Origin of the sequence: Afipia massiliensis (assembly GCF_001006325.2) — a bacterium.
Classification (GTDB): domain Bacteria; phylum Pseudomonadota; class Alphaproteobacteria; order Rhizobiales; family Xanthobacteraceae; genus Afipia; species Afipia massiliensis_A.
The window spans coordinates 1,933,549-1,957,871 of sequence record NZ_LBIA02000001.1 but is presented as its reverse complement, the minus strand read 5'-3'; the positions used below and the strand labels follow the sequence as shown (position 1 = coordinate 1,957,871).

Annotated in this window: 23 protein-coding genes and 1 pseudogene; 16 read left to right on the top strand and 8 right to left on the bottom strand. The window is 62.6% G+C overall.

Going from position 1 to position 24,323, the window contains the following annotated elements; genetic code table 11:
- Positions 1-37: 37 nt before the first annotated feature.
- From lepA to YH63_RS09215, 4 genes and pseudogenes are all read left to right on the top strand, one after another.
- Positions 38-1,843: a translation elongation factor 4 gene (gene lepA, locus YH63_RS09230; protein WP_046827856.1), complete on the top strand. Its 1,806-nt coding sequence runs from the start codon at positions 38-40 to the stop codon at positions 1,841-1,843.
- 155 nt (positions 1,844-1,998) lie between these two features.
- Positions 1,999-2,280, top strand: coding sequence for a GIY-YIG nuclease family protein (locus YH63_RS09225; RefSeq protein WP_046827857.1), 282 nt, complete (start codon positions 1,999-2,001; stop codon positions 2,278-2,280).
- Positions 2,281-2,828: 548 nt separating this feature from the next.
- The gene (locus tag YH63_RS09220) at positions 2,829-3,311 is read left to right on the top strand and encodes a hypothetical protein (RefSeq protein ID WP_205717110.1); all 483 of its coding nucleotides are present in this window, start codon (positions 2,829-2,831) and stop codon (positions 3,309-3,311) included.
- Positions 3,312-3,416: 105 nt separating this feature from the next.
- Positions 3,417-3,605 (top strand): annotated as a pseudogene (locus YH63_RS09215) (YegP family protein); the annotation flags it as partial.
- A gap of 141 nt (positions 3,606-3,746) precedes the next feature.
- Here the strand turns inward: YH63_RS09215 and YH63_RS09210 are convergent.
- Positions 3,747-5,957: a putative bifunctional diguanylate cyclase/phosphodiesterase gene (locus tag YH63_RS09210; RefSeq protein ID WP_046827859.1), complete on the bottom strand. Its 2,211-nt coding sequence runs from the start codon at positions 5,955-5,957 to the stop codon at positions 3,747-3,749.
- 339 nt (positions 5,958-6,296) lie between these two features.
- On the opposite strand from YH63_RS09210, the gene mepA reads away from it, so the two are divergent.
- The 4 genes from mepA to modC all read left to right on the top strand — a co-directional run bounded on the left by mepA (position 6,297) and on the right by modC (position 9,608).
- Complete coding sequence (mepA, locus tag YH63_RS09205) at positions 6,297-7,235, top strand: penicillin-insensitive murein endopeptidase (protein WP_046827860.1); 939 nt, start codon at positions 6,297-6,299, stop codon at positions 7,233-7,235.
- A 233-nt stretch (positions 7,236-7,468) separates the two neighbouring features.
- Positions 7,469-8,233, top strand: a complete 765-nt coding sequence (gene modA / locus YH63_RS09200) for a molybdate ABC transporter substrate-binding protein (protein WP_246658130.1) — start codon at positions 7,469-7,471, stop codon at positions 8,231-8,233.
- A 6-nt stretch (positions 8,234-8,239) separates the two neighbouring features.
- Positions 8,240-8,935, top strand: a complete 696-nt coding sequence (modB, locus tag YH63_RS09195) for a molybdate ABC transporter permease subunit (RefSeq protein WP_046827861.1) — start codon at positions 8,240-8,242, stop codon at positions 8,933-8,935.
- Position 8,936: 1 nt separating this feature from the next.
- Positions 8,937-9,608: a molybdenum ABC transporter ATP-binding protein gene (modC, locus tag YH63_RS09190; RefSeq protein ID WP_046827862.1), complete on the top strand. Its 672-nt coding sequence runs from the start codon at positions 8,937-8,939 to the stop codon at positions 9,606-9,608.
- 13 nt (positions 9,609-9,621) lie between these two features.
- Here the strand turns inward: modC and YH63_RS09185 are convergent, their stop codons facing one another.
- A complete protein-coding gene (locus YH63_RS09185) occupies positions 9,622-10,494 on the bottom strand; it encodes an ABC transporter substrate-binding protein (RefSeq protein WP_046827863.1) in 873 nt (290 codons plus the stop codon).
- Between the two features lie 80 nt (positions 10,495-10,574).
- On the opposite strand from YH63_RS09185, the gene YH63_RS09180 reads away from it, so the two are divergent.
- Both YH63_RS09180 and YH63_RS09175 read left to right on the top strand, forming a co-directional pair.
- On the top strand, positions 10,575-11,597 hold the full coding sequence (locus tag YH63_RS09180; protein ID WP_046827864.1) for a FecCD family ABC transporter permease: 1,023 nt from the start codon (positions 10,575-10,577) through the stop codon (positions 11,595-11,597).
- The gene (locus tag YH63_RS09175; protein WP_046827865.1) at positions 11,594-12,379 is read left to right on the top strand and encodes an ABC transporter ATP-binding protein; all 786 of its coding nucleotides are present in this window, start codon (positions 11,594-11,596) and stop codon (positions 12,377-12,379) included. Before YH63_RS09180 ends, YH63_RS09175 begins: the two co-directional genes overlap by 4 nt.
- A 5-nt stretch (positions 12,380-12,384) precedes the next feature.
- Here the strand turns inward: YH63_RS09175 and YH63_RS09170 are convergent, their stop codons facing one another.
- Positions 12,385-14,181: a potassium/proton antiporter gene (locus tag YH63_RS09170; protein ID WP_046827866.1), complete on the bottom strand. Its 1,797-nt coding sequence runs from the start codon at positions 14,179-14,181 to the stop codon at positions 12,385-12,387.
- 256 nt (positions 14,182-14,437) lie between these two features.
- Here YH63_RS09170 and YH63_RS09165 point away from each other — a divergent pair, with 256 nt between their 5' ends.
- The 4 genes from YH63_RS09165 (at position 14,438) to radC (ending at position 18,313) form a co-directional block, all read left to right on the top strand.
- Positions 14,438-15,751: a mechanosensitive ion channel family protein gene (locus tag YH63_RS09165; protein WP_046827867.1), complete on the top strand. Its 1,314-nt coding sequence runs from the start codon at positions 14,438-14,440 to the stop codon at positions 15,749-15,751.
- A 1-nt stretch (position 15,752) separates the two neighbouring features.
- Positions 15,753-16,499 carry a DNA/RNA nuclease SfsA gene (gene sfsA, locus YH63_RS09160; protein ID WP_046827868.1) on the top strand — a complete coding sequence of 249 codons (747 nt, stop codon included), beginning with the start codon at positions 15,753-15,755 and terminating at the stop codon, positions 16,497-16,499.
- A 115-nt stretch (positions 16,500-16,614) separates the two neighbouring features.
- Positions 16,615-17,439, top strand: coding sequence for a type I methionyl aminopeptidase (gene map / locus YH63_RS09155; RefSeq protein ID WP_046827869.1), 825 nt, complete (start codon positions 16,615-16,617; stop codon positions 17,437-17,439).
- Positions 17,440-17,593: 154 nt separating this feature from the next.
- Complete coding sequence (radC, locus tag YH63_RS09150) at positions 17,594-18,313, top strand: RadC family protein (RefSeq protein ID WP_046829640.1); 720 nt, start codon at positions 17,594-17,596, stop codon at positions 18,311-18,313.
- 190 nt (positions 18,314-18,503) lie between these two features.
- Here radC and YH63_RS09145 read toward each other — a convergent pair whose 3' ends face one another.
- From YH63_RS09145 to YH63_RS09125, 5 genes are read right to left on the bottom strand one after another with little or no spacing between them, the layout of a single operon-like run.
- Positions 18,504-19,205 (bottom strand): AprI/Inh family metalloprotease inhibitor, encoded by a 702-nt coding sequence (locus tag YH63_RS09145; protein WP_246658032.1) that lies wholly within the window; start codon positions 19,203-19,205, stop codon positions 18,504-18,506.
- A gap of 29 nt (positions 19,206-19,234) precedes the next feature.
- Positions 19,235-20,218, bottom strand: a complete 984-nt coding sequence (locus YH63_RS09140; RefSeq protein ID WP_046827870.1) for a 2-hydroxyacid dehydrogenase — start codon at positions 20,216-20,218, stop codon at positions 19,235-19,237.
- Positions 20,219-21,019 (bottom strand): ABC transporter permease, encoded by an 801-nt coding sequence (locus YH63_RS09135; RefSeq protein WP_046827871.1) that lies wholly within the window; start codon positions 21,017-21,019, stop codon positions 20,219-20,221.
- Positions 21,016-21,831, bottom strand: a complete 816-nt coding sequence (locus YH63_RS09130) for an ABC transporter ATP-binding protein (protein WP_046827872.1) — start codon at positions 21,829-21,831, stop codon at positions 21,016-21,018. Before YH63_RS09130 ends, YH63_RS09135 begins: the two co-directional genes overlap by 4 nt.
- 19 nt (positions 21,832-21,850) lie before the next feature.
- A complete protein-coding gene (locus YH63_RS09125) occupies positions 21,851-22,879 on the bottom strand; it encodes an ABC transporter substrate-binding protein (protein WP_046827873.1) in 1,029 nt (342 codons plus the stop codon).
- Between the two features lie 97 nt (positions 22,880-22,976).
- Between YH63_RS09125 and YH63_RS09120 the strand changes: the two genes are divergently transcribed.
- Together YH63_RS09120 and YH63_RS09115 are read left to right on the top strand one after the other, a co-directional pair.
- On the top strand, positions 22,977-23,795 hold the full coding sequence (locus YH63_RS09120; protein WP_046827874.1) for a creatininase family protein: 819 nt from the start codon (positions 22,977-22,979) through the stop codon (positions 23,793-23,795).
- A gap of 138 nt (positions 23,796-23,933) precedes the next feature.
- Positions 23,934-24,206 (top strand): hypothetical protein, encoded by a 273-nt coding sequence (locus YH63_RS09115; protein WP_046829642.1) that lies wholly within the window; start codon positions 23,934-23,936, stop codon positions 24,204-24,206.
- The last annotated feature ends 117 nt before the right edge of the window (positions 24,207-24,323 follow it).

Here is a 24,323-nt window from a genome sequence, read left to right as displayed (position 1 = left end):
TGTTGCCGCTTTGCAGCGCGGGTGCTATCCCGCGCCCATGACAACCACGCCTATTTCCAACGTCCGCAACTTCTCCATTGTCGCCCATATCGACCATGGCAAGTCCACCCTCGCCGACCGGCTGATCCAGACCACCGGCGGACTGGAGGCGCGCGAGATGAAGGAGCAGGTGCTCGATTCCATGGACATCGAGCGCGAGCGCGGCATCACCATCAAGGCACAGACCGTCCGCCTCAATTACAAGGCGAAGGACGGCAAGACCTACATCTTCAACCTGATGGACACGCCGGGCCACGTCGACTTCGCCTACGAAGTCTCGCGCTCGCTGGCCGCATGCGAAGGCGCGCTGCTGGTGGTCGATGCGTCGCAGGGCGTCGAGGCGCAGACCCTCGCCAACGTCTATCACGCGCTTGATGCCGGCCTCGAAATCGTACCGGTGCTGAACAAGGTCGATCTTCCCGCCGCCGAGCCCGAGCAGGTGCGCCAGCAGATCGAGGACGTGATCGGCATCGACGCCTCCGACGCGGTGATGATCTCGGCCAAAACCGGCCTCGGCATTCCCGACGTACTGGAAGCCATCGTCACCCGCTTGCCGCCGCCGAAAGGCGACCGCGACGCGACGCTGAAGGCGCTGCTGGTCGATAGCTGGTACGACGTCTATCTCGGCGTTGTGGTTCTCATTCGAGTCGTCGACGGCGTGATGAAGAAGGGCCAGCGCATCCGCATGATGGGCACGGGTGCCGCCTACGACGTCGAGCGCGTCGGATTCTTCACGCCCAAGATGACGCAGGTGGACGAACTCGGCCCCGGCGAGATCGGCTTCATCACCGCGGCGATCAAGGAAGTCGCTGATACGCGCGTCGGCGACACCATCACCGACGACAAGAAGCCGGTCACCGAAATGCTGCCGGGCTTCAAGCCGGCCATTCCCGTCGTGTTCTGCGGACTCTTTCCCGTCGATGCCGACGACTTCGAGACGCTGCGCGCCGCCATGGGCAAGCTGCGGCTGAACGACGCCAGCTTCTCGTTCGAAATGGAAACCTCGGCCGCGCTGGGCTTCGGCTTCCGCTGCGGCTTCCTCGGCCTGCTGCATCTGGAAATCATTCAGGAGCGCCTGAGCCGCGAGTTCAATCTCAACCTGATCGCGACCGCGCCGAGCGTTATTTACAAGATGCACCTCAACGACGGACAGGAGATCGAGATTCACAATCCGATCGACATGCCGGACGTGGTCAAGATCGCCGAGATTCACGAGCCGTGGATCGAAGCGACGATCCTGACCCCCGACGAATATCTCGGCAGCGTGCTGAAGCTGTGTCAGGAGCGGCGCGGCAACCAGAAGGAACTGACCTACGTCGGCGCCCGCGCCATGGTGAAATACGAACTGCCGCTCAACGAAGTGGTGTTCGATTTCTACGACCGGCTGAAGTCGGTCTCGAAGGGCTACGCCTCGTTCGACTACCACCTGACCGACTACAAGCCGGCCGATCTGGTGAAGATGCAGATCCTCGTCAACAGCGAGCCGGTGGACGCATTGTCGATGCTGGTGCATCGCCAGCGCGCCGAAGGCCGCGGCCGCGCCATGGTCGAGAAGATGAAGGAATTGATCCCGCCGCACATGTTCGTGATTCCGATCCAGGCGGCGATCGGCGGCAAGGTGATCGCGCGCGAAACGGTCCGCGCGCTGCGCAAGGACGTCACCGCGAAGTGCTACGGCGGCGACATCAGCCGCAAGCGCAAACTTCTGGAAAAGCAGAAGGAAGGCAAGAAGAAGATGCGGCAGTTCGGCAAGGTCGACATCCCGCAGGAAGCATTCATTGCCGCGCTGAAGGTGGATAGCTGAGCGACTGCGGTCATACCCTCGGCGTCGTCCCCGCGAAGGCGGGGACCCATAACCCCTGGATCAGCTTTCCGCTCTAAAAAAATTGACCTTCTGCAACCTAGCTTTCCCGGACATCGTGAAAGTGGTTTCATGCAGGCGCAGCAGGTCCCCGCGCCATGTACTACGTCTACATTCTCGCTAGCGGCAAACATGGCACGCTGTACATCGGCGTGACCAACAGCATCCAGCAAAGGCTGGACTTGCACCGCTCCGGCCACGGCTCGGAGTTCGTCAAGAAGCATGAAATTCATCGTCTCGTGCATCTTGAAGAACACCAATCACCCGAAGCTGCAATCCGGCGCGAGAAGCAATTGAAGAAATGGAATCGCGACTGGAAGATTCGACTTATCGAGAGTGAGAATCCGGATTGGAGTGATCGATCCGATTTGATCGGGTAATTTAGGGGTTATGGGTCCCCGCCTGCGCGGGGACGACATCGAGATTCTTCCTCTCATCACCTCTGGTTTTTGACCGATGTGCTTGACTTCAATCTAAGATGAATATATTCCTATTTTATCCTTCCCCGCTCATGACGCGGAGGGATCAACCCGCAGCCGCCACCTACTTGGTGCGCGGCTGATGGAGCGCCGGGAGGCGCAGCGTCCGCGCGGTGGGCTTCGCAACCCCATCGATGCATGACGCGCGCGCCTCGCGAGACGGACTCGCAATCCGCTCTCGTTACGGCACGCGGACGAACCTCTCGCCAAGGTTCGTCATGAGGGGTCTCGCAAACCCCTGGCGCCTCCCGGCGCTCCATTTCTTCTTGCAGAGGAAATGCAAACGGGACCGGGTCGTCCGCGCCCCAGTGAAGCGGATGCACCAACCCACGCGATAGTTGCAACTCATTTGCATTCGCAATACTGTTCGGCGAATTGAGCATGCCGGTGAACGCTGGCGCTGCGCAGCCTCACTGGAAATCGCAACAGGGCACATCGGGGAAAATCATATGCGCCGGACATCACGAGCATTCGCATTCGGCCTGGCGTTTTGGCTCGCCGCGTTCGCCACAGCAGCGCTTGCCGCGGGCGATCTGTCGAAGCAGACACCGGTTGAGGTGACGGTCGATCTCGGTTCACCCGGCAAGCACGAATTCACGCCGAACAAGCTGCGCTTCGAGACCGGAAAACTTTACAAGCTGGTGCTGCGCAATGCGAGCAACGATCCGCACTACTTCACCTCGCATGGCTTTTCGCAAATGATCTGGACGCGCAAGGTGCAGGTGACGCAGAGCCGCGACGGCAAGACGATCACGCTCGCAGAGTTCAAGGGCGCGATCCGCGAGATCGAGGTTTATCCGGGACAATCCGCCGAATGGTGGTTCGTGCCGGTCGCAGCCGGCCGCGTCAACGATCTGCGTTGCGGCATCACTGCGAGCGACGGACGAACCCATGCCGATCACGGCATGACCGGCGAAATCGTCATTGAATAATTCCAACCGAAACGAACACATTGAGGGTAACGCACAACCTGCACTTGTCTCCGGTGCGCCGCACGCATAACGTGCGCACGTCCTATTTAATCATCGGAGACAATGATGGCAGCGTCCTACAAATTTGAAATCTACAAAGACAAGTCCGGCGAATTCCGTTTCCGCTTCCGCGCGCCGAATGGCGAGAAGATGTTCGCCTCGGAAGGTTATTCCAATAAGGCGTCCGCCAAGAGCACCATCAAGTCGGTCATCAAGAATGTCGGCAAGGCCGAGATCGATGACGTCTCCAAGGCCGTGAAGGCCGCGCCTAAGCCGAAGAAGGCGAAAAAGGCGAAGTCCAAAAAGAAGAAGTGATGTCTGCGGCCCGGCCGCAAAAAGCAAAACCCCGGTTCAAAGCCGGGGTTTTTGTTTTGTGGCGGACACGGATCGACGGCGTTACGCCACGCGAACCTCAGTCGCGTTGCGCTGGGCCTGCAGCAGCGCGGTGATCTCGGCATTCGGCCGCGCGCGGCTGAACAGGAAACCTTGTCCTTCGTGGCAGCCTTCGGCGCGCAGGCAGCTCAATTCGGCTTCGGTTTCGACGCCTTCCGCCGTGATGGTGACGCCGAGACCGATGCCGAGCGAGATGATCGAGCGAATGATCGCCTGCCCGTCGTGATTGGAATCGAGATCCTGCACGAATGAACGGTCGATCTTGATCTTGTCGAACGGAAAGCTGCGCAGATAGCTCAACGACGAATATCCGGTGCCGAAATCGTCCATCGAAATCCGCACGCCGAGCGCACGCAGCGCATGCAGCGTCGCCAGCACCTGATCGCTCTTGTCGAGCAGCACGGTTTCGGTGATTTCCAGTTCGAGCCGTTTCGGCGACAGGCCGGATGTCTTCAGCGCGTCCATCACCACCGACAACAGGTTGCCGACGCGGAACTGCAGCGGCGACAGGTTGACCGCGACACGCACGTCGTCAGGCCATTGCGCCGCGTCCATACAGGCGCGCCGCAGCATCAGTCCGCCGACCGCGTTGATCAGGCCGGTTTCTTCCGCGACCGGGATGAATTCCGACGGCGGAATCATCCCGCGTTCGTTGTCCGGCCAGCGCACCAGCGCCTCGAATCCGGTGATCGATCCGCTCTTGAGATCGACCAGCGGCTGATAGTGCGGCTGAAGCACGTTGTTTTCGATGGCGGCGCGCAGATCGATCTCGATGCGGCGGCGCGTCTGGGCGCGGGCGTCCATTTCCGACTCAAAAAAGCCGAACGTGCCGTGGCCCTCGCTCTTGGCGCGCGACAGCGCCATGTCGGCGTTCTTCAGCAGTTTCTCGGCGTCGTCGCCATCGCCGGGCGCGATCGCAATGCCGATGCAGGCGCCGCTGATGATGGTGTGGCCGTCGAGCAGATAGGGCTCGCTGATGGCGTCGATCAGGCGCCGGGCGAGGAACGCCACTTCTTCAGGGCGGCTCACGCCGGCCTGGACGATGGCGAATTCGTCGGAGCCGAGGCGCGCGATGGCGTCCTCCTCGCGCAGTGACGAACGCAGGCGTTTGGTCACGCCCTTCAGCAGCTTGTCGCCGATGGCATGACCCAGCGTGTCGTTGATGCCTTTGAAATTGTCGAGATCGAGAAACAGCACCGCGACCTTGTCACCGCTGCGGCGCGTGTGTGCCAGCAATTCGTCCAGCCGCTGGCGCAGCAGGATGCGGTTCGGCAATCCGGTCAGGCCGTCGTGCTGCGCCATGAAGGCGAGCCGCGCCTCGGCGCGCTTGCGCTCGGTGATGTCCATCAGCGCCAGCAGCATCGCCGGCTGGCCCTCGAAGACCAGAAGGCGCGAGTAGATCGCGACGTCGATCAGCGAGCCGTCGGCCTTGACGTGCTTCCAGGTCCGCGCGGCGCGTTCCTCGGTGGTCTGGTCGCCGGTCCATGGCGCAGCCTGATCGAAGGCCTGCACGTCCGAGATTCTCAGCCTCTCGAAGTCTTCCCGCGAATAGCCGTAATGCGCGACTGCCGCGTCGTTGACACTGATGATGCGCTCGGCGTCCTGAGAGCAGACGATCATCGGCACCGGATTGCCGTCGAACAGCAACCGGAACGAGGCTTCACGCTGTTTCAGTTCGGTAATGTCGACGCGCAGACCGATCACACCGCCATCGCCGGTGAGACGTTCCTCGATCAGGATGCAGCGGCCGTCGGACAGCGTCTGCTCGTGGCGGTGACCGGGATGATAGAGCTTCTCGAGCCGCTCGGTGATCCACTCGTCTTCGCGGCCGACGGCTTCGGGATAATCGCCGCGCGCAACGCCGACTTTCAACGTATCGTGCAGCATCGCGCCTTCTTCGAAAAGGTCGGCGCTCTTGCTGTAGATCTCGGCGTATTTCTTGTTCCAGAGAATGTAGCGGCCATCGGCGTCGAGAAACACGATGCCCTGCGGCAGGATATCGATCGCTTCGCGCAGGCGCGCATTGGATCGCGCGGCATCCGCGATCGCCGCTTCGGCTTCCGCGCGCGTGCGCACGATCTCGCCGATTTCGGAAATCTTGCGGCCCTTGCTCAACAGCTTCGGCACGGCCTTTGGCCGGCGAACCGACAACCTACCCCGTGTATGTGCTGACTTTGCGGTCCTGGTTTTTGATTTTGGCCGATTGATCGGCATTTCCTCGCATCCTCGCATTCTGCGGGCAGCAGTCTTGCTATAAGTGTCTGAAAAAATGGTATCTCTCGGCGCCTGCGTCAGACTCCGGCCGGAATTGATGCATGCCGGGCAAACAAAAATGCTCAATTGCAAGGCTTTGCCGGGACCAGAATGGCGGATCGCAGCGCCAGATACCGCCATTTGCTACCGGGCTATCGCGGCCATCGCACGCTGAACGCTCAACAATGCGCCCGGAAATAGCATTCCGCACCAATTTGCGTCACTCTCCAGCATGGCTAACGTCGTGTTAAGGATCGCGCCGTCTCGTCGCCGGTGCGGCCTTCCGCTATAAGAGGCGCCATGAAGCGACACCGTCTGATTCTCGCGCTCGCCCTGATCTCAGCCGTCGTGTCGATGGCAAGTCCGGCGTCAGCGCAGGACAAGGGAAGCGTCAGTCCCAAGCCGCTTCCGCCGCTCGCCAATCCCAACGATCCCAATGTCGCCGCCAAGGAGCTGTTCGGCCGCAAGCCGCTGCCCGCAAAACTCGCGCCGCAGCCGATCGGCTTTTACGCCAAGGGCTGCATCGCGGGCGCGGTCGCATTGCCGATCAACGGACCGGCATGGCAGGTCATGCGGCTATCGCGCAACCGCAACTGGGGACATCCGGATCTGATCGCCTTGCTGGAACGAGTCGCCACCAAGGCTCAGAAGACAGCAGGCTGGCCGGGACTGCTGGTCGGCGACATGTCGCAGCCGCGCGGCGGGCCGATGCTGACCGGCCATGCCAGCCACCAGATTGGCCTCGACGCCGACATCTGGCTGACGCCGATGCCGAACCGGCAGCTTTCGCGCGAGGAGCGCGAGGAAACCTCGGCAGTGATGATGGTGCGCAAGGACCGGCTCGACATCGATTCAGCCACGTGGACGCCGACACATCTTCCGGTGATCCGCGCCGCCGCGCAGGAGCCGCAGGTCGAGCGGATTTTCGTCAATGCCGCGATCAAGAAGGCGTTGTGCCGGGAAGCGAACGGCGACCGGAGTTGGTTGTCGAAAGTGCGCCCGATGTACGGACACGACTACCATTTCCACATCCGCATGAAGTGTCCGCCGGGCAGCACCAACTGCGAGGCCCAACCGCCGCCGAACAACGGCGAGGGCTGCAGCACGGGCGATCTCGCCTACTGGTTCAGTGACGCGGTGCTGCATCCGAAGCCGCCGGTGAAGCCGCCCAAGCCGAAGCCTCCGATGACGCTTGCAAATCTGCCCGCCGAATGCCGGCAGGTTCTGATGGCGCCTTAGCAGAAAGCCAGATTCCAGGACTTTACGCAGAAGCCACGCCTGATATGGTCGCGGCCAACGATGCTCCGTCATGCTGCGCGCTGTCGGGGTTGCCGGAACGGCGCTTCCGCTTGTCGTCATGAACAATCCAGGTTGACGAACACGTGCGCCTCGCGCGCGGTATGGAGCGCCCCATGACTTTTATGCCCCGTTTTTTCGTGCTGACCGCGCTTGTGTGCGCGCCGCTTTTCTCGATGGCTCACGCACAGGACGCCAAGCCATCAGGCGCGTCGCCAGCCGCGGTTCAGGACAAGACCCTCACGATCTTTGCAGCCGCGTCCATGAAGAACGCGCTCGATGATGTCGATGCCGCCTACACCGCGAAATACGGCACCAAGATCGTCGTGAGCTACGCCGCCAGTTCGGCGCTCGCCAAGCAGCTCGAACAGGGCGCACCCGCTGACATCTTCATCTCCGCCGACACCGACTGGATGGATTACTCCGCCGGAAAGAAGACCATCAGCGAGCCGTCGCGGGTCAATCTGCTCGGCAACAAGATCGTGCTGATCGCGCCGAAGGATTCCAAGATCGCGAACGTCATGATCGGACCGGGCTTCGATCTCGCCAAGCTCGCGGGCGACGGCAGGATTGCAACCGGCGACGTCAAGGCCGTGCCGGTCGGCAAGTACGCCAAGGCGGCGCTGGAAAAGCTCGGCGCGTGGCAGGCGGCGGAGCCGAAATTCGCCATGGCTGAAAGTGTACGTGCGGCACTCGCACTGGTGGCTCGTGGAGAAGCCAATGTTGGCATCGTGTACGAGACCGATGCCAAGGTCGAACCCGGCGTGAAGATCGTCGGCGCCTTCCCGGCGGATTCGCATCCCGCGATCATCTATCCGGTCGCCGCGACAACGAACGCGAAAGCCGACGCGAACGGCTATCTCGCTTTTCTGCGCTCGGGAGCGGCCAAGGCGATTTTCGAGAAGTACGGCTTCACGTTCCTGATCAAGCCTATCTCCTAAGGCCGCATGTTCGAGCTCTCTCCCGAGGACTGGACGGCGATCCTGCTTTCATTGCGGGTCGCCGCCGTCGCTACATTGATTGCCACGCCGCTCGGCATCGCCGTGGCGTGGCTGCTGGCGCGGCGCGATTTCTGGGGCAAGGCCGCGCTCGATGCGCTGGTCTATCTGCCGCTGGTGTTGCCGCCCGTCGTCACCGGCTATCTGCTGCTGCTGACATTCGGACGCAAGGGACTGGTCGGCGCGTGGCTCGCCGATACGCTCGGCATCGTGTTCGCGTTCCGCTGGACCGGCGCTGCGCTGGCGTGCGGCGTGATGTCGTTTCCGCTGCTCGTGCGCCCGATCCGGCTGTCGATCGAAGCCGTGGACCGCAAACTCGAACAGGCCGCCAGTACGCTCGGCGCGGCGCCGTGGCGCGTGTTCCTGACCGTAACGCTGCCGCTCGCGCTGCCGGGCATCGTCGCCGGCATGGTGCTCGGCTTCGCCAAGGCCATCGGCGAATTCGGCGCGACCATTACATTCGTGTCCAACATTCCGGGTGAAACACAGACCATTTCGGCGGCGATCTACTCGCTGACCCAGACGCCAGATGGCGACACCGCCGCGCTGCGGCTGGTGATCGTATCGATTGCGATTGCCATGGCCGCATTGATTGCATCGGAGATTCTGGCACGGCGCGCCACGCGGCGTTTGCATGGTTATTAAGATGCTGTCGGTCGCCGTTGAAAAGCAGCTCGGCGATTTCAACCTCGCCATATCCTTTACCAGCGACGGTCTCGTCACCGGCCTGTTCGGCAATTCCGGCGCCGGCAAGACATCGATCGTCAACATGATTGCCGGGCTGACCAAACCAGACCGCGGGCGGATTTCGCTCGACGGCGATGTCCTCGACGACAGCGCATCAGGCCTGCATGTTTCGCCGCATCGGCGGCGGATCGGCTACGTGTTTCAGGACGCCCGGCTGTTTCCGCACCTCAGCGTCCAACAGAATCTCGATTACGGCAGGCGCATGAACGGACTGGGTCACGACGCCCCGGCGGAGAAACACACGATCGATCTGCTCGACATCGGACACCTGCTCGATCGCCGCCCCGCGCAATTGTCAGGCGGCGAGCGTCAGCGTGTGGCGCTCGGCCGCGCTTTGCTTGCGAAGCCGCGCCTGCTGCTACTGGACGAGCCTTTGGGGTCGCTGGACGAAGAACGGAAGGCGGAAATCCTTCCCTATTTCATCCGGCTGCGCGACGACGCCAGCGTGCCGATGGTCTTTGTCAGTCACGATGCTGGCGAGATGCGTCGGCTGGCGACGAATGTGGTGATGCTCAAGCGCGGCAAGGTGGTCGCCAGCGGCGGCGTCGAAGTTCTGCCGCATGTCATTTAAGTGAGCATGATCTCTACTTCAGAGCCGTGATCGCCTTCGCGAGATAATCCAGTCCCTGCAGCAGCGGCGGGCCGCCGCAAACCGTATAGCGCTCGGGCAGGTCAATCCGCCGGTTCGCGCCATAGCGCGACAGCAGCGCCGGATGAGTGATGAACAGCGCACCCTGATCGCGCGCTTCGCGCGGCGGGTCCTGCAACACCAGCACATCCGGCCCAGCCGTTAGCAAGTGCTCCAGCGACACAAAGCCACCTTGCTCCGCAGACATGAAGCCGCCGGCTCCAGATGACGCACGGTCGGGCGGCCGCAATCCGGCAATCGACAGCATGCCCGACGCCAGACTGGCCGGACCTTCCCGATAGCCTTCGCGCTGAATGACCAGCGCCGTCAACGGTGGCTTTAAAGCGACGGCTGACAAACTCGCTTCGGCCTGTTCGAGCTGGCGCGCCAATGCTTCGCCGCGTTCCGGATGACCGACAAGCTTTCCGACCTCGATGGCCTGACGGCGCGCATCGGCGAGATTGCGAATGAGCTCAACGTCCACAACGCGGATGCCCATCGCACTCAGCATGGCATGGATCGGGCGATGGCTCGGACCGCCCAGCACCAGATCGGGCGCGAGATTCACGACAGATTCAGCGTCCCAGTCCAGACGGGGAAACGAGGCAGCCTTGTCGGTCATGACGGACAGAAGCGGATCGACCGCATAGGGCGACAGTCCCGCGATCTGGGCAGGATCGGCCAGCGCAAGCAGCAACTGATCGGCGCAAAGGTTGAACGATACAATACGCTTTGGCGCACCGTCCGCGCGCGCGACGGACACAGTCCCGCAAAACGCCGGAAACGTTGCCGAAACAAGCATGGCCGCGAATATGGTTTTCTTGATCATGACAGCCTGTTATGCCACGTCCATTGTGTTGCGTCAGCGGTTGTTCTGCCGCGAAAACACGCCGAAACAATCGGAACGGAATGACCAGCGACCGCCAGGGACATAGTCAGGGCACCTTGCTGACCGGGATGCTCGTCGTGCTGGTGGCCGTGCTGTTCGTGCTGTCGCTGCTGACCGGACCTGCGCAATTTTCGCCGCGTACGGTCATCGCGGCGCTGTTTTCCGATCAGGGTGTGGCCTCGATCATCGTGCGTGACATTCGGCTGCCGCGAACCTTGCTCGCGTTGCTGATCGGCGCGACGTTCGGACTGGCTGGTGCAGCGTTGCAGGGCCTGCTGCGCAATCCGCTCGCCGAACCGTCGCTGTTCGGTGCGCCGCAAGCCGCCGCAGCAGCAGCGGCGGCGATCATGGCCTTCGGATTTGCCGGTGCGCTGTCGCTGGCGGTCCCGCTCGGCGGCATCGCAGGCGCGCTGCTGTCGGTCGGCGCGCTGGTCGCGATCGCCGGACGCCGCGCCTCGCTGACGGTAACGCTGCTGGCAGGCCTCGCGCTCGCAAGCCTCGCAGGCGCGGCCATCGCGCTCATCCTCAATCTCGCACCCAATCCCTACATCGCACTTGAGATCGCATTCTGGCTGCTCGGCTCACTACGCGACCGCAGCATGGAGCATGTGTGGCTCGCCGCACCGTTCATGATCGTGAGCTGGTTCGTGCTGGCGATCAACGCCGGGGCATTTCGCGCGCTAACACTGGGTGAAGACGCGGCTGCGTCGCTCGGCGTCAATGTCGAACGTACCCGCGTGCTGGTGGTGATCGGCGTCGCGCTCGGCGTCGGTGCCGCCGTCTCGGTCGCGGGCGCCATCTCGTTCGTGGGACTGGTCGCGCCGCATCTGGTCCGGCGGTTTTATGGCTCCGATCCCGCGCACGTGCTGCTTCCTGCGTCACTGGCGGGCGCGGCGCTGCTGATGGCCGCTGATATTGCCGTGCGCCTGATCCCAGCCGTCATCGAAATCAAGATCGGCGTGGTGACGGCGCTGATCGGCGTGCCGTTCTTCCTGGCGATGATCTTCCACGAGCGCCGCGCGCTGGAGGACAGCACGCAATGAAGCCAAACGAAAATCCACGCCTTGTCGCTACGGGTGTCACGGTCACCCGTGGCACACGCCGGATTGTCGACAACGTCGGCCTGACCCTCAATGCCGGCGAATTCACGATTCTCGCTGGACCCAACGGTGCTGGCAAGACCACACTGGCGCGCGCCATGGCCGGCGTGATGAGAGCCGAGGGCTCCGTCACGTTCGACGGTGCCAGCCTGCGCGATCTCGCGCCCCGCGTCCGCGCCCGCGCCATCTCCTATCTGCCGCAGGGGCACGAGTTTCACTGGCCGATGCGGGTCGACAGCATTGTGGCGCTCGGACGCGAGCCGCACGCCGATCCGTTCTCGCAAACCTCCATCAAGGACCGGATCGCCATCGAGCGCGCCATCGAGGCCACCGCTGTCGGCGAGTTTTCCTCGCGGCTGATCACGACATTGTCCGGCGGCGAACGCGCCCGCGTCGCCATCGCGCGGGCGCTGGCGACCGAAGCCTCGGTGCTGATCGCGGACGAACCGACCGCGTCGCTCGACGAGCGGCATCAGCTCATCGTCATGGATCTGCTTCAGCGCATTGCCCACGGCGGCACCGCGGTGCTTGCCATCATCCACGATCTGGCTTTGGCAATGCGGTTCGCGGACCGCGTCGTCGTCATGAACGAGGGCAGCATCGTCGCCAACGACACGCCGCCGCTGGCGCTGACGCCCGATCGCATCGCGGAGATCTTCGGCATTTCGGTGAACCGCGTCGAGACGCCGGATGGACCGCTGTTGCTGCCGTCCCGCGCGCTGTAGCCGGCTCAGCTCCCGAGCAGCCGGGTCCCGATCCGCGACAGCCGACGCTTTGCAGCGGCGGTGCGGGTCAGCGGGGGCGCCGGCGGCTCCTCATCCTCCGGCAACCGCAAGCCAACGATGTTGACGCGCGCGCCGCCGATGCTTCGCGCCACCAGCACGATGGAATCGAGCGGCAAGGTTGCGCCGACGCGGGGCGCGTGATCGAGATGAATATCGAAGTAGTCCGCCAGCGTCAGGTGTGCGTCGCTGGTCGCGACGGTGACGCCGTAGATGTCGGCGACATCCTTCAAGGTCACATCACCGGGCATCATGAAATCGCCGAGCAGATGCGGGTCCGGCGCGGGCACCACGGGCATATCGACGAAGAAGCGATCCAGCGCCTCGGCTTTTTCCGGCGGCGCCAGCAGATAGAGATAGTCGCCCTTCACCACCGGCTCGGCTTCGACAGGCGAGAGAATCCGCTCGTCGCGGATCACCAGCGTGGGCTTCGACCATGACGGGATCAGCCCGCGTTTCAGGAACAGGCTGTTGGCGCGAACCGGATAGCCGACGAGTTGCTGTTCGAGCTGTCCCGGCAGATCGAGTTCGACGCGGCGAGGCCCGCGATCCGCCCGCGGCAGCGCCACGTGCAGACGCCGCGCAGCGGCGCCGAGTGTCCAGCCCTGCAGCAGCAGCGAGATGATGACGACGACGAAGGCGACGTCGAAATAGACCTGCGCGTTGGGCAGCCCGACCAGCAATGGAATAGAGGCCAGGAAGATCGCGACCGCGCCGCGCAGGCCGACCCAGGCGATGAAGGTCCGCTCCCGCCAGTTGAACCGGAACGGAGCCAGGCAAAGAAATACCGCGATGGGCCGCGCCACCAGCATCAACACCAGCGCCACCGCGACGGCCGGCAACACGGTCGTCAATGTTCGCTCGGGCGAGACCAGCAGGCCGAGCAAAACGAACATCACGATCTGCGCCAGCCATGTCGCCGCGTCGAGAAAAGCGACGACGGAATTGTGCGCGCGGGTCGGACGATTCCCGATGATCATGCCGGCGAGATAGACCGCGAGGAATCCCGACGCGTGCGAGATCTGGGCCAGCCCGAAAATCACCAGCGCGGCTGTCGTCACAAAGGGCGCGTGCAGCCCCTGTGGCAGGGCAACGCGGTTCAGCGCGAACACGACAAGCCAGCCGCCGGCAGCTCCGAAGACCACGCCCAGCACGCTCTCACGCACGAACTGAAGCGCAACATGCGCCCACGAGCTCTGCCCAATCGACAGGAATTCCACCAGCATCAGCGTGAGGAAGATCGCGAACGGATCGTTGGTGCCGGATTCCACTTCGAGGGTCGCACCGACGCGCGGGCGCAGGCGAAGACCCTGGCTATGGACCAGAAGGAACACCGCGGCCGCGTCGGTGGAGCCCACCACCGCGCCGACCAGCAGCGCTTCCGGCCAGCCGATGCCGAGCGCATACTTGGCGACCGGCGCCGTGATCAGCGCCGTCAGCAGCACACCGACGGTGGCCAGAGCTGCCGAGGGCGCCAGCACCGCGCGGATGCTCTGGAAACGGGTCTTCAGCCCGCCGTCGAACAGGATCAGCGCCAGCGCCACCGAGCCGACCAGATAGGTCGTCTGCACGTCGTCGAAGCGAAGGCCGCCGGGTCCGCTGTCGCCCGCGAGGATACCGACAAAAAGGAAGACCAGCAGCAGCGGGGCACCGAACCGCAGCGCGAGCAGGCTGGAGAGAATGCCCGCCATCACGAGAACCGAGCCGAGCAGAATGGCAATGCTGACCGAGTCGAGGGATGCCATTAGCTGTGTGTGTCTCCGGTCCAAAATGCCTGCATTTGCATGAATATCGTCGCAGCCGCCCGACGCCAACTCATTTGTCAGTTGATCACCATTGTGCAGGATTTGCTGGTGTTAAGTCGCTCGCACGCGGGATTCTCACGCACCTTCAGCCGCAGAATGTGGGAATCTGGCGAACGACCGAATCAAATCCAGGGTCGAACCCAAGATCAGACCAAGGCGGCCGGACCGGCCTGCCTCTTTGCAAGGTGAGTTGCCCATGGACTGGGATGATATCCAACGGGCGTGGCAGGCCAGCATCAAGTCCGCGGAGGCCTATCTCGTATCGCCCTGGTTCTACATGCAGGCCGGCATCATCCTTGTCGCTGCAGGTCTCTCGCTTGCCGCCGCGAGTTTTCTCCGGGCACGGGTCGACCCGGCGTCGCTGGCGATGGGACTTCCGGCGCCGCTGCGGGTGCTGATCCGGGTTTTGATGAATCGTGCGGGAACGATCATCTTCGCGCTGCTGATCAGCATCACCCGCGCCGTCATCGTGCAGGCCGAAGTCATGCGGCACGGCTACCTGCTCTCCACCGCAGCGAGCCTCGCAACGGCCTGGGTCATCATCCGGCTCGCGACGGGATTGATCCGCAATGAATTCGTTGTCCGCGCGGTCTCGGTGACAGCCTGGATCGTGGCGGCGCTGAGCATTATCGGCAAACTGGACGATGTGGCGGCGGCGCTGGACTCCGTCGCAGTCCCGCTCGGTGCGCTGCGGGTGACGCCCCTGCTGGTCCTGAAAGTTGCCGTGTCGCTGGGCATCGCGCTTTGGCTGGTCGGCATTCTCGGCAATTTCCTTGAATCGCGGATTACCCGCTCGCGCGACCTCACGCCGTCGGTTCAGGTTCTCCTGGTCAAGATGGTCCGCCTCCTGCTGATGGTCGGCGCCTTTGCGGTCGTGATGAGCGCCGCCGGCATCGATCTGTCCGCCTTTGCGCTGTTTTCCGGCGCCATCGGCGTCGGCCTCGGCTTCGGCTTGCAGAAGATCGTCGCCAACTTCATCAGCGGCGTGATCCTGCTGGCGGACAAGTCGGTGAAGCCCGGCGATCTCATCACCATCGGCGACAGTTCGGGAAAAATCAGCGCGATGAACACGCGCTACATTTCCGTCGCGGCGGGTGACGGCCGCGAAATCCTGATCCCGAACGAGGATCTGGTGACCCAGCGCGTGGTCAACTGGACCTACACCAACAAAAACATGCTGGTGAAAGTCAACTTCGCGACCAATTACGACGCCGATCCGAACGTGGTCTGCAAGCTGGCCATCGACATTGCCGGCAAGACGGCCAGCGTCGCCAGTTTCAAGCCGCCGAACTGCCTGCTGGTGGAGTTCGCGGAAACCTGCATGAAATTCACGCTTACATTCTGGGTCGCCGATCTCGACGTCGGCGCGGACAATGTCCGCAGCGAAGTGATGCTGAAACTGTGGGACGCGTTCAAGCGCGAGAACATCCGCGTGCCGTATCCGGTGCGGGAAATCCGCGTGCGCGGCAACGCGCTGCCGGCGGGAACCGTCCTCGACGTGCAAAACTGACATGCGCTTTGCCAGCGAACTGATCCCGGCGACCCTGATCCGCCGCTACAAGCGGTTTCTGGCCGATGTCGAACTCGCCGACGGCACCGTGGTTACCGCGCACGTCGCCAATCCCGGCGCGATGACCGGCCTTCAAGCCGAAGGCGCACGGGTCTGGCTGTCAAAATCTCCGAGCCCTGCGCGCAAGCTGCCCTACTCGTGGGAACTGATCGAGGTCGATTTCGGCGGCGGCGGTGAATTGACCGGCGTCAACACCATGCATCCGAATCCCATCGTGGCCGAGGCGCTCGCGGCTGGCGCGATCCCTGAGCTAACCGGCTATGCCACCATTCGCCGCGAAGTGAAGTACGGCCGCACCATCAACGGCAAAGGCTCACGCGTCGATTTCCTGCTGGAAGATCCCTCGCGTCCGCCCTGCTATGTCGAGGTCAAGAACGTGCACCTGATGCGCCGCGCAGGTGTCGCCGAATTTCCGGATTCGGTGACGGCGCGCGGCGCGAAGCATCTCGATGAGCTGGCCGAAATGGTCGCTACAGGGGCCCGTGCGGTGATGCTGTTCGTGATCCAGATCGGCTCGGCGCGCTCATTTGCCTTGGCCCGTGACATCGATCCGGCCTATGCCCGCGCCTTCGACAAGGCGCGCCTGTCCGGCGTCGAAGCCCTGGCCTGGACCTGCAACCTCACCCGCGACGACATCAGCCTCAGGGGTCCAGTTCCGATCGAGCCTGAAACTGAAAATAAGCCCTGAAAACAAGCCCCGATTAAGGATTGGCAGCCCGGCCGAACCATCGCTTGCGCTGGGGGCTGCATCCATTAAATTGGAGGGGAAATCAGCAAGTTCCTCGATTTGAAGCCAGATTCCCATGAATTACGTCGAAGCCACCGAAACCTCGTTGCGAAAGACCGGACAGATCAAGCTGCACGGTCCGGCTGCATTCGCCGGCATGCGCAAGGCGGGCGCGCTGGTGGCGCAATGCCTCGACGAGCTTGCAGGGATCGTCAGGCCGGGCATCTTCACGTCGCAGATCGACGACTTCGTCCGAAAGTTCGCCTTCGACAACAAGTCCTATCCCGCGACGCTGATGTACCGCGGCTATCGCTATTCGACCTGCACCTCGATCAACCATGTCGTCTGCCACGGCATGCCCGGCGACCGCCAACTCAAGGACGGCGATATCGTCAACGTGGACGTGACGATGATCGTCGACGGGTGGTATGGCGATTCCAGCCGGATGTACGCCGTCGGCGAGATTTCACGCCGCGCAGAGCGGCTGATCGACGTCACCTATGAAGCGATGATGCGCGGCATTGCCGCCGTGAAGCCCGGCGCAACTACCGGCGATATCGGCCATGCGATCCAGAGCTTCGTCGAGCCGCAGCAGATGAGCGTGGTCCGCGATTTCTGCGGACACGGCCTCGGGCGGATGTTTCACGACGAGCCGAACATCATCCACATCGGCCGCCCCGGCGAAGGCGTCGTCCTGCGTCCGGGCATGTTCTTCACCATCGAGCCGATGATCAATCTCGGCAAGCCGCATGTGAAGGTCCTGTCCGACGGCTGGACCGCAGTGACCCGCGACCGTTCGCTGTCGGCGCAGTTCGAGCATTCGGTCGGCGTGACCCAGGACGGCGTGGAAATCTTCACGCTCTCGCCCGGCAAGCTGGACAAGCCACCTTACAAGGTATGATGCCTTTACAAGGTATGATGCCTTGGCCTGCTGGCGGGATGTACATATCGGTGCATTCGACGAACGCTCTTGCCTTTTGATACCAGCATAAAGCCGGTTGCAAATGCAGCCGGGCGCAGCGATGCTTGCAACATACTTGAGCACGCATTGCGCCATGCCAACCAGGTCCAAAGAGCCCGATCCATCCGGCTTCTCCGAAGCGCCGCACTATCATGGCCATCGCGAGCGGCTGCGCGACCGCTTCCGCGATGCCGGCCCCGATGCGCTGAGCGATTACGAACTGCTCGAAATGGTGTTGTTTCGGGCCCTGCCGCGGCGCGACGTCAAGCCGCTGGCCAAGGCACTGATCGCGAAATTCGGATCGTTCGCCGAGGTGGTCCATGCGCCGGAGTTACGCCTGAAGGAAGTCAGCGGGCTCGGGGATTCGGCCATCACCGAAATCAAGCTGATCGCAGCGACCGCAAGCCGGGTCGCCAGAGGACAGATCAACAAGCAGAAGACCGTGCTGTCGTCATGGTCGTCGGTGATCGAGTATTGCCGCGCGGCCATGGCCTTCGCCGACAAGGAGCAATTCCGGATCCTGTTTCTCGACAAGCGGAACCAACTGATCGCGGACGAATTGCAGCAGGTCGGCACCATCGACCATACGCCGGTCTATCCGCGCGAGGTGGTCAAGCGCGCGCTTGAACTATCCGCCACCGCGATCATTCTCGTGCACAATCATCCATCCGGCGATCCGACGCCGTCGACCGCCGACGTCCAGATGACGAAATCGATCATGTCGATTGCGAGCCCGCTCGGGATTTCGGTGCACGATCACATCATCGTCGGCAAGAACGGCCACGCCAGCCTGAAAGGGCTGCGGCTGATGTGAGCGTGAACGTGAGGGTCGTTCCGGACGCTTCATCGTCGTCCCGGCGAACGCCGGGACCCATCACCCTTGCATCACCCTTGCATCCTCAAAAAGAGCGACACCGCATCGCCAGCATAAGCGACAGGGGTTATGGATCCCGGCTCGCGCTGCGCTTGGCCGGGATGACGACTGAGGTTGGAGAAAGAGGTTTTTACTGCCGCATCAGGATCAACGGATCGGCGCTGTCGGGGACCCGCCGCCACTGGGCGTTGTCGTCGGCCTCGAAGCGCCAAACCTCGCCCTTCGCCGACCGCAGCAGCAATTCGCCACGCTCGATACGCCACAGCGTCGGCGCGAAAGCAGTCACCATCGGATCGCACCGCGGCTTCAGGAACACCGCGAAATTTTCCGGCGAGGTTTCGGTATTGGTCAGCGTCAATCCGCAGATCGACTTCCCGCTTCCGCGCACCATCGCCCAGTCGCCGATCAACTGATCCGCCGATTTCGACAGAGCGCGGGCGGCCGCGAGATTTTGCAGCAGATAGACGCCCTCCCCCTGGCGCAGCCCCTCGAAAATACCGCTTTCGACCTCGGTCACGTCGATGACCGATTGTCCCGCAGCATCCTGCAGCCGCACGATATCGAGACCCTTCACGCTCCATGCCACGATGCTTTTGGTGAACGGCAACGTGACGCTGCACCCCTTGTCGAGTTCGAGCTTCGAGCCCTGCGGACCGGCATCGCCCTTGAGCGTGATCACGCAGGTCTTGTCGCGGCCCGCAGTCGACAGCTCCCATTCTCCGATCATCTCCTTGGCGAGCGATCGGGCGTCCTGCGCCGCGGCGTATGGCGCGCTCAGGGTGACCGTCGCCAGAGCAAGCAGGCAAGCCTGCCTGCTCAGCCACGATCTCATGAGCGCAAACATCGCGGCGCGGGTCACGGTCAGCGACCCTTCACCGGCGTCTCGGCGATCGGCGTTAATGGTGGCTTGCCCGCGAACCACAGTTTGAGATTGTCCACCACGAGTTGATCCATCGCGTTGCGCGTGGTCACCGACGCCGACGCGATGTGCGGCAGCAGCACCACGTTCTGCATCGTCTTCAATGCATCCGGCACCTGCGGCTCAGCCGCGAACACGTCGAGGCCGGCGGCCATGATGGTGCCGTCCTTGAGCGCGGCGATCAGCGCCTCCTCGTCCACCACCGATCCACGGGCCACGTTGATCAGAACGCCGCGCGGCCCGAGCGCCTTGAGCACCTCGGCGTTGATCATTTTCGCGGTCGACGCACCGCCGGGCGTGATGGCGATCAGCGTATCGACGTCCTTCGCCATCTCGATCAGGTTGGGATAATGCTTGTACGCGACGCCCTTGGCCGGATTGCGCGAATGGTACACCACCGGCACCAGCGAGGCATCGAGGCGCCGCGCGATGGCCTGGCCGATGCGGCCCATGCCGACCATGCCGACCTTGCGGTCACGCAGCGAGCCGGGGCTCAGCGGGAAACTCTGCGTGGTCCAGTGTCCTGCGCGCAGATAGCGGTCCGCCTTGATGAATTCACGCACCGTCGCGATCAGAAGGCCAAGCGCGGTGTCCGCAACCTCTTCGGTCAGGACGTCCGGCGTGTTGGTGACGATGATGTTGTTCCCGGCGGCGTATTTGAAATCGATATGGTCGTAACCGACGCCGAAGCTCGACACGATTTCGGTCTTCGGAAGTCGCGCCAGCATGACTGCATCGGCCTGCACCAGGCCGGTGACCGCAACGCCGCGAATGCGCCCGGCAATGTCCGGGGTCATGCGGCTCAGGTCGTGCTGGTTCTCGAATTTGTGAAGCACGAAGTTCGCGGGAAAACCGCCATCGATCACTGGCTTCGACGGTCCGTAAATCAGCACGTCGACCTTTTCCTGAGAACCATTCGCAGCCATTTAGCTTTCCTTTCCAAGCGCACTTTCGTGCCAGCGTCGTAGCACAAGATACGAGGCCAGTGAGAGGCCCAAATAGATGACAATTCCGGCAATGGAGAGCAACAACAGCGCCGCGAACATCCGCGGAATGTTGAGCCTATATCCAGCCTCCGCAATCCGGTAAGCCAGTCCGGAACCGGCCCCGGCCGAACCCGCCGCGATTTCGGCGACCACCGCGCCGATCAGCGACAATCCTCCGGCGATCCGCAGGCCGCCGAGAATATGCGGCAGCGCCGAAGGCAGCTTCAGGCGGCGCAGGGTCTGGGTCCGCGAAGCGCCGTATAATTCGAACAGGCCGAGCAGATTGCGATCGACTGAATTCAGCCCCAGCGTGGTGTTGGAGAGCACCGGGAAGAACGCGACGATCCAGGCGCAGGCCACGACCGCCGCATGCTGCGGAAGATAGATCAGCAGCAGCGGCGCGATTGCAATCACCGGCGTCACTTGCAAAATGACAGCGTAAGGCAACAGCGCATATTCCAGCCATTTCGAGCGGCTGAACAACACGGCAAGCGCGATGCCTCCAACCGCAGCGGCGACAAAGCCCTGAACCGTGGTCGAAAGCGTGGTCAGCAACGATCCGAACAGGATCGACCAGTCCTGAACCAGGGTCGAGAACACTACGCTCGGCGCTGGCAGCACATAGACCGGCAGATTGTTGACGCGAACCACAATTTCCCAGACGGCAATGCCGGCGGCGAGCGCTGCCAGCGGCAGGACAAATTTCAGAAGCCGGACCGGTGATGTATCGCGTGCCGTCATGCGGCAGTCCCGGCCGTGCTGGCCTTCGCAAGGGCTGCGGAGACATCACGGCAATGCGCTGCATATTCCGGCGATGTGCGGAAATCCTCAGCCCGCGGCTCGGCCGCATCAATGCGGACGTCGTGCGCGATGCGCCCCGGTCGCGGTGTCATGATCAGCACGCGCTGCGACAGATACACCGACTCGAACACCGAGTGGGTGACGAACACGACGGTCTTGCGCAACTTGCGCCACAGCGTCAGCAGATCGTTGTTCAGCTTGAAACGTGTGATTTCATCGAGCGCGGCAAACGGCTCGTCCAGCAACAGAATGTCCGGATCGGTCACCAGCGCCCGCGCCAGCGAGACCCGCATCTTCATGCCGCCGGACAGTTCGCGCGGATAGACATCCGCGAACTCCAGGAGCCCGACCTGCGCCAGCGCCTGATTGACGCGCGCGGCGGATTCGCTGCGGGACATATGCGCAAGATCGAGCGGAAGCTGGACGTTATCGCGCACCGTCGCCCACGGCATCAGGGTCGGCTCCTGAAACACGAACCCGATGTTGTGGCGCGAACGATCCTGCGGATCGCGTCCCGCCACACGTACGCGGCCGGCGGTCGCCTCACTCAGTCCAGCAATGATGCGCAAGGCGGTCGACTTGCCGCAGCCGGACGGCCCGAGCAATGAGACGAACTCCCCGGTACGGACATTCAGGTCGATTGGGCCGAGCGCGGCAACGCCGTTATCGTAAACCTTGGTGACATCGCGCAGCGACACCGCCGCACCGCCCGGCAATCCATCACGCGCGTCATCGGCTTCAAGAACAGTCATGCCGGAGAGTCCGCCATCGTCAGTTTTTCGGCCGCAGGTTGACACCCACGGCCTTGTTGACGAACCGCAAGGTGTAAGCCTTGCGATAGTCGATGTCGCGCCGCGTCACGCCGGCACGAACCATCTTGCCGAAGAACGTTACCATGCGCTCGTCGCTCATCGCGCCGATGCCATCCTTCAGCGTGTCGCCGGAATCGACGATGCCATACTGCTTCATCTTGTCGACGGAATAGGCGAGCAGATCGTCGGTCATCTCCGGATTGGCCTTCTTGATGAGCGCGTTTCCGGGCCGGTTGTCGCCATAGAGATACGTGTACCAGCCGGTCACCGAGGCATCGACGAAGCGCTGCACCAAATCGGCTTTCTTTTCGGCATAGGCGGTGCGTGTCTCGATCAACGTCGAATAGGCGTTGAAGCCATAGTCCGCCAGCAGGATCACGGTCGGTTTGAACTTCGCCTGCTTCTCCACCGCGAACGGTTCGGACGTGACATAGCCCTGCATCGCACTTTTCTTGTCGGCCAGGAACGGCTGCGCGTTGAACGTATAGGGCTTTACGTTTTCGTCGCTGAACCCGTATTCGGATTTCAGCCACTGGAAATAGGTCGGCATTCCTTCCTTGGACACGAACAGCGTCAGCGGCTTGAGGTCTTCGAGTCTGGTGACCTTGGACTCTGGATGCGCGAGGAAAACCTGCGGATCCTTCTGGAAGATCGCCGCGACGGCAACGACGGGCACGTTGTTCGCCACCGCGTCGAATGATTGCAGCGTGTTCGCGCTCATGAAGAAATCGAGCTTGCCCGCGATCAACTGGATGCGGTTGTTGACGTTTGGGCCACCGGGAACGATCCTGACGTCGAGGCCATAACGCGCGTAGGTGCCGTCCGCTGCGGCCTGATAGAATCCGCCATGTTCAGCTTGCGCGACCCAGTTGGTGCCGAACGAAACCTTGTCCAGTTCGCCGGGGGTCTGCGCATGCGCCGGTACTCCGGTCACCGACCACAGTGCGATTCCGACAACAAACGCGCGCAGCAAGCGGCTGGGTGGCATGATTGGACTCCGTTGGGCGTTTTGCCCATGATGGGCATCGCAAAGCTACTCTGCTAATTGATTCAAAGAAACGCCTGTTCGAAGAAACCCGCGCACGATGACCATGACGCCGCCGCACGACTGGACCGCGTTAAGCCTGTCCACCATCGACAAGGTCGAGGCCTCCCGCTGGATCGCCGTGCTGCCGCTGGCGGCTACCGAGCAGCACGGGCCGCATTTGCCGTTCGAGACCGACACGCTGATCGCGGAGGCCTATCTGGCGCGCGTCCGCGCCGCGCTGCCGGACGATCTGCCAGTGACGTTTCTGCCCATTGAGCCGGTTGGAATTTCCACCGAGCATACGGCCTACCCGGGTACGCAGACGCTGCCGACGGAGGTCGCGCTGAGCAAATGGATGACCCTCTGCGATGCCGTGGCGCAGGCCGGCATTCGCAAGCTCGTCATTGTCACCAGTCACGGCGGCAACAGCGCGGCGATGGCGCTGATCGCGCAGGATTTGCGCGCAAAACACGAGATGCTGGCGATCACCACGAGCTGGAGCCGGTTCGGTGCACCGGACGGCTTGTTTTCCACCGATGAGCTTCGTTTCGGAATTCACGGCGGCGCGGTTGAGACCTCGATCATGCTCGCGGCCTTTCCCGATCAGGTGAGAGCGAACCGGATTGCGAATTTCGAGTCTGCGGAAAAGAAGATGGTCAAGGAATTCCGCTGGCTTTCGGCGGGACGTCCTGCGCCGTTCGCGTGGGCGATGCAGGATCTCAATCCGCAGGGCGCAGTCGGCGATGCGACGATGGCGACTGCGGACAAAGGTAATGCGCTGCTGGATTACGGCGCGCGGGCTTTCGTCGAACTGCTGCAGGATGTCGACAAATTCGACCTGACAAGATTGGCGAATCGGCCACAGATTTCGAAGTAGCCAATTAAGACATTGAAATTACTATATTTTCACTGATTTCGATTTTTTCGAAGAGAATCTTCGAACCGAATCCCGACAGCTCACCACCAATTGGCATGCGGTCCACACGGCCCGCCCCAAACAAGGATGGAGAGTATCATGTCGATCAAGACCAAGATTGCCGCCCTCGCTGTTGCTGCTCTGACCCTGACCGGTGGCATCGCCGCCACCACTCAGGAAGCTCACGCCGGCAAATTCCATCATCATCACCATGGCGTCGGCATCGGTGTTGGCCTCGCCGCAGGCGCGCTGTTCGCCGCCGCTGCCAGCAACGCTTACGCCAATGACTATTACGGCTATCGCCGCTGCGGCTGGGTCCGCCAGTTCGACGCCTACGGCAACTACATCGGCCGCGTTCGTAGCTGCTACTGATCGAAAAATCCGAGTTGAGTTCGGCGCGACGCCTCATCCACGCCGCGCCGACCCAAGGACCCGCCCGGTTGTCCCCCCGGGCGGGTCATTTGTTTTTCTTGCACGATCCGACAGGCG

Coding starts and splice junctions, on each gene's coding strand:
- lepA (WP_046827856.1), top strand. CDS start 38: ATGACAACCACGCCTATTTCCAACGTCCGCAACTTCTCCATTGTCGCC.
- YH63_RS09225 (WP_046827857.1), top strand. CDS start 1,999: ATGTACTACGTCTACATTCTCGCTAGCGGCAAACATGGCACGCTGTAC.
- YH63_RS09220 (WP_205717110.1), top strand. CDS start 2,829: ATGCGCCGGACATCACGAGCATTCGCATTCGGCCTGGCGTTTTGGCTC.
- YH63_RS09210 (WP_046827859.1), bottom strand. CDS start 5,957: ATGCCGATCAATCGGCCAAAATCAAAAACCAGGACCGCAAAGTCAGCA.
- mepA (WP_046827860.1), top strand. CDS start 6,297: ATGAAGCGACACCGTCTGATTCTCGCGCTCGCCCTGATCTCAGCCGTC.
- modA (WP_246658130.1), top strand. CDS start 7,469: ATGGCTCACGCACAGGACGCCAAGCCATCAGGCGCGTCGCCAGCCGCG.
- modB (WP_046827861.1), top strand. CDS start 8,240: ATGTTCGAGCTCTCTCCCGAGGACTGGACGGCGATCCTGCTTTCATTG.
- modC (WP_046827862.1), top strand. CDS start 8,937: ATGCTGTCGGTCGCCGTTGAAAAGCAGCTCGGCGATTTCAACCTCGCC.
- YH63_RS09185 (WP_046827863.1), bottom strand. CDS start 10,494: ATGATCAAGAAAACCATATTCGCGGCCATGCTTGTTTCGGCAACGTTT.
- YH63_RS09180 (WP_046827864.1), top strand. CDS start 10,575: ATGACCAGCGACCGCCAGGGACATAGTCAGGGCACCTTGCTGACCGGG.
- YH63_RS09175 (WP_046827865.1), top strand. CDS start 11,594: ATGAAGCCAAACGAAAATCCACGCCTTGTCGCTACGGGTGTCACGGTC.
- YH63_RS09170 (WP_046827866.1), bottom strand. CDS start 14,181: ATGGCATCCCTCGACTCGGTCAGCATTGCCATTCTGCTCGGCTCGGTT.
- YH63_RS09165 (WP_046827867.1), top strand. CDS start 14,438: ATGGACTGGGATGATATCCAACGGGCGTGGCAGGCCAGCATCAAGTCC.
- sfsA (WP_046827868.1), top strand. CDS start 15,753: ATGCGCTTTGCCAGCGAACTGATCCCGGCGACCCTGATCCGCCGCTAC.
- map (WP_046827869.1), top strand. CDS start 16,615: ATGAATTACGTCGAAGCCACCGAAACCTCGTTGCGAAAGACCGGACAG.
- radC (WP_046829640.1), top strand. CDS start 17,594: ATGCCAACCAGGTCCAAAGAGCCCGATCCATCCGGCTTCTCCGAAGCG.
- YH63_RS09145 (WP_246658032.1), bottom strand. CDS start 19,205: ATGAGATCGTGGCTGAGCAGGCAGGCTTGCCTGCTTGCTCTGGCGACG.
- YH63_RS09140 (WP_046827870.1), bottom strand. CDS start 20,218: ATGGCTGCGAATGGTTCTCAGGAAAAGGTCGACGTGCTGATTTACGGA.
- YH63_RS09135 (WP_046827871.1), bottom strand. CDS start 21,019: ATGACGGCACGCGATACATCACCGGTCCGGCTTCTGAAATTTGTCCTG.
- YH63_RS09130 (WP_046827872.1), bottom strand. CDS start 21,831: ATGACTGTTCTTGAAGCCGATGACGCGCGTGATGGATTGCCGGGCGGT.
- YH63_RS09125 (WP_046827873.1), bottom strand. CDS start 22,879: ATGCCACCCAGCCGCTTGCTGCGCGCGTTTGTTGTCGGAATCGCACTG.
- YH63_RS09120 (WP_046827874.1), top strand. CDS start 22,977: ATGACCATGACGCCGCCGCACGACTGGACCGCGTTAAGCCTGTCCACC.
- YH63_RS09115 (WP_046829642.1), top strand. CDS start 23,934: ATGTCGATCAAGACCAAGATTGCCGCCCTCGCTGTTGCTGCTCTGACC.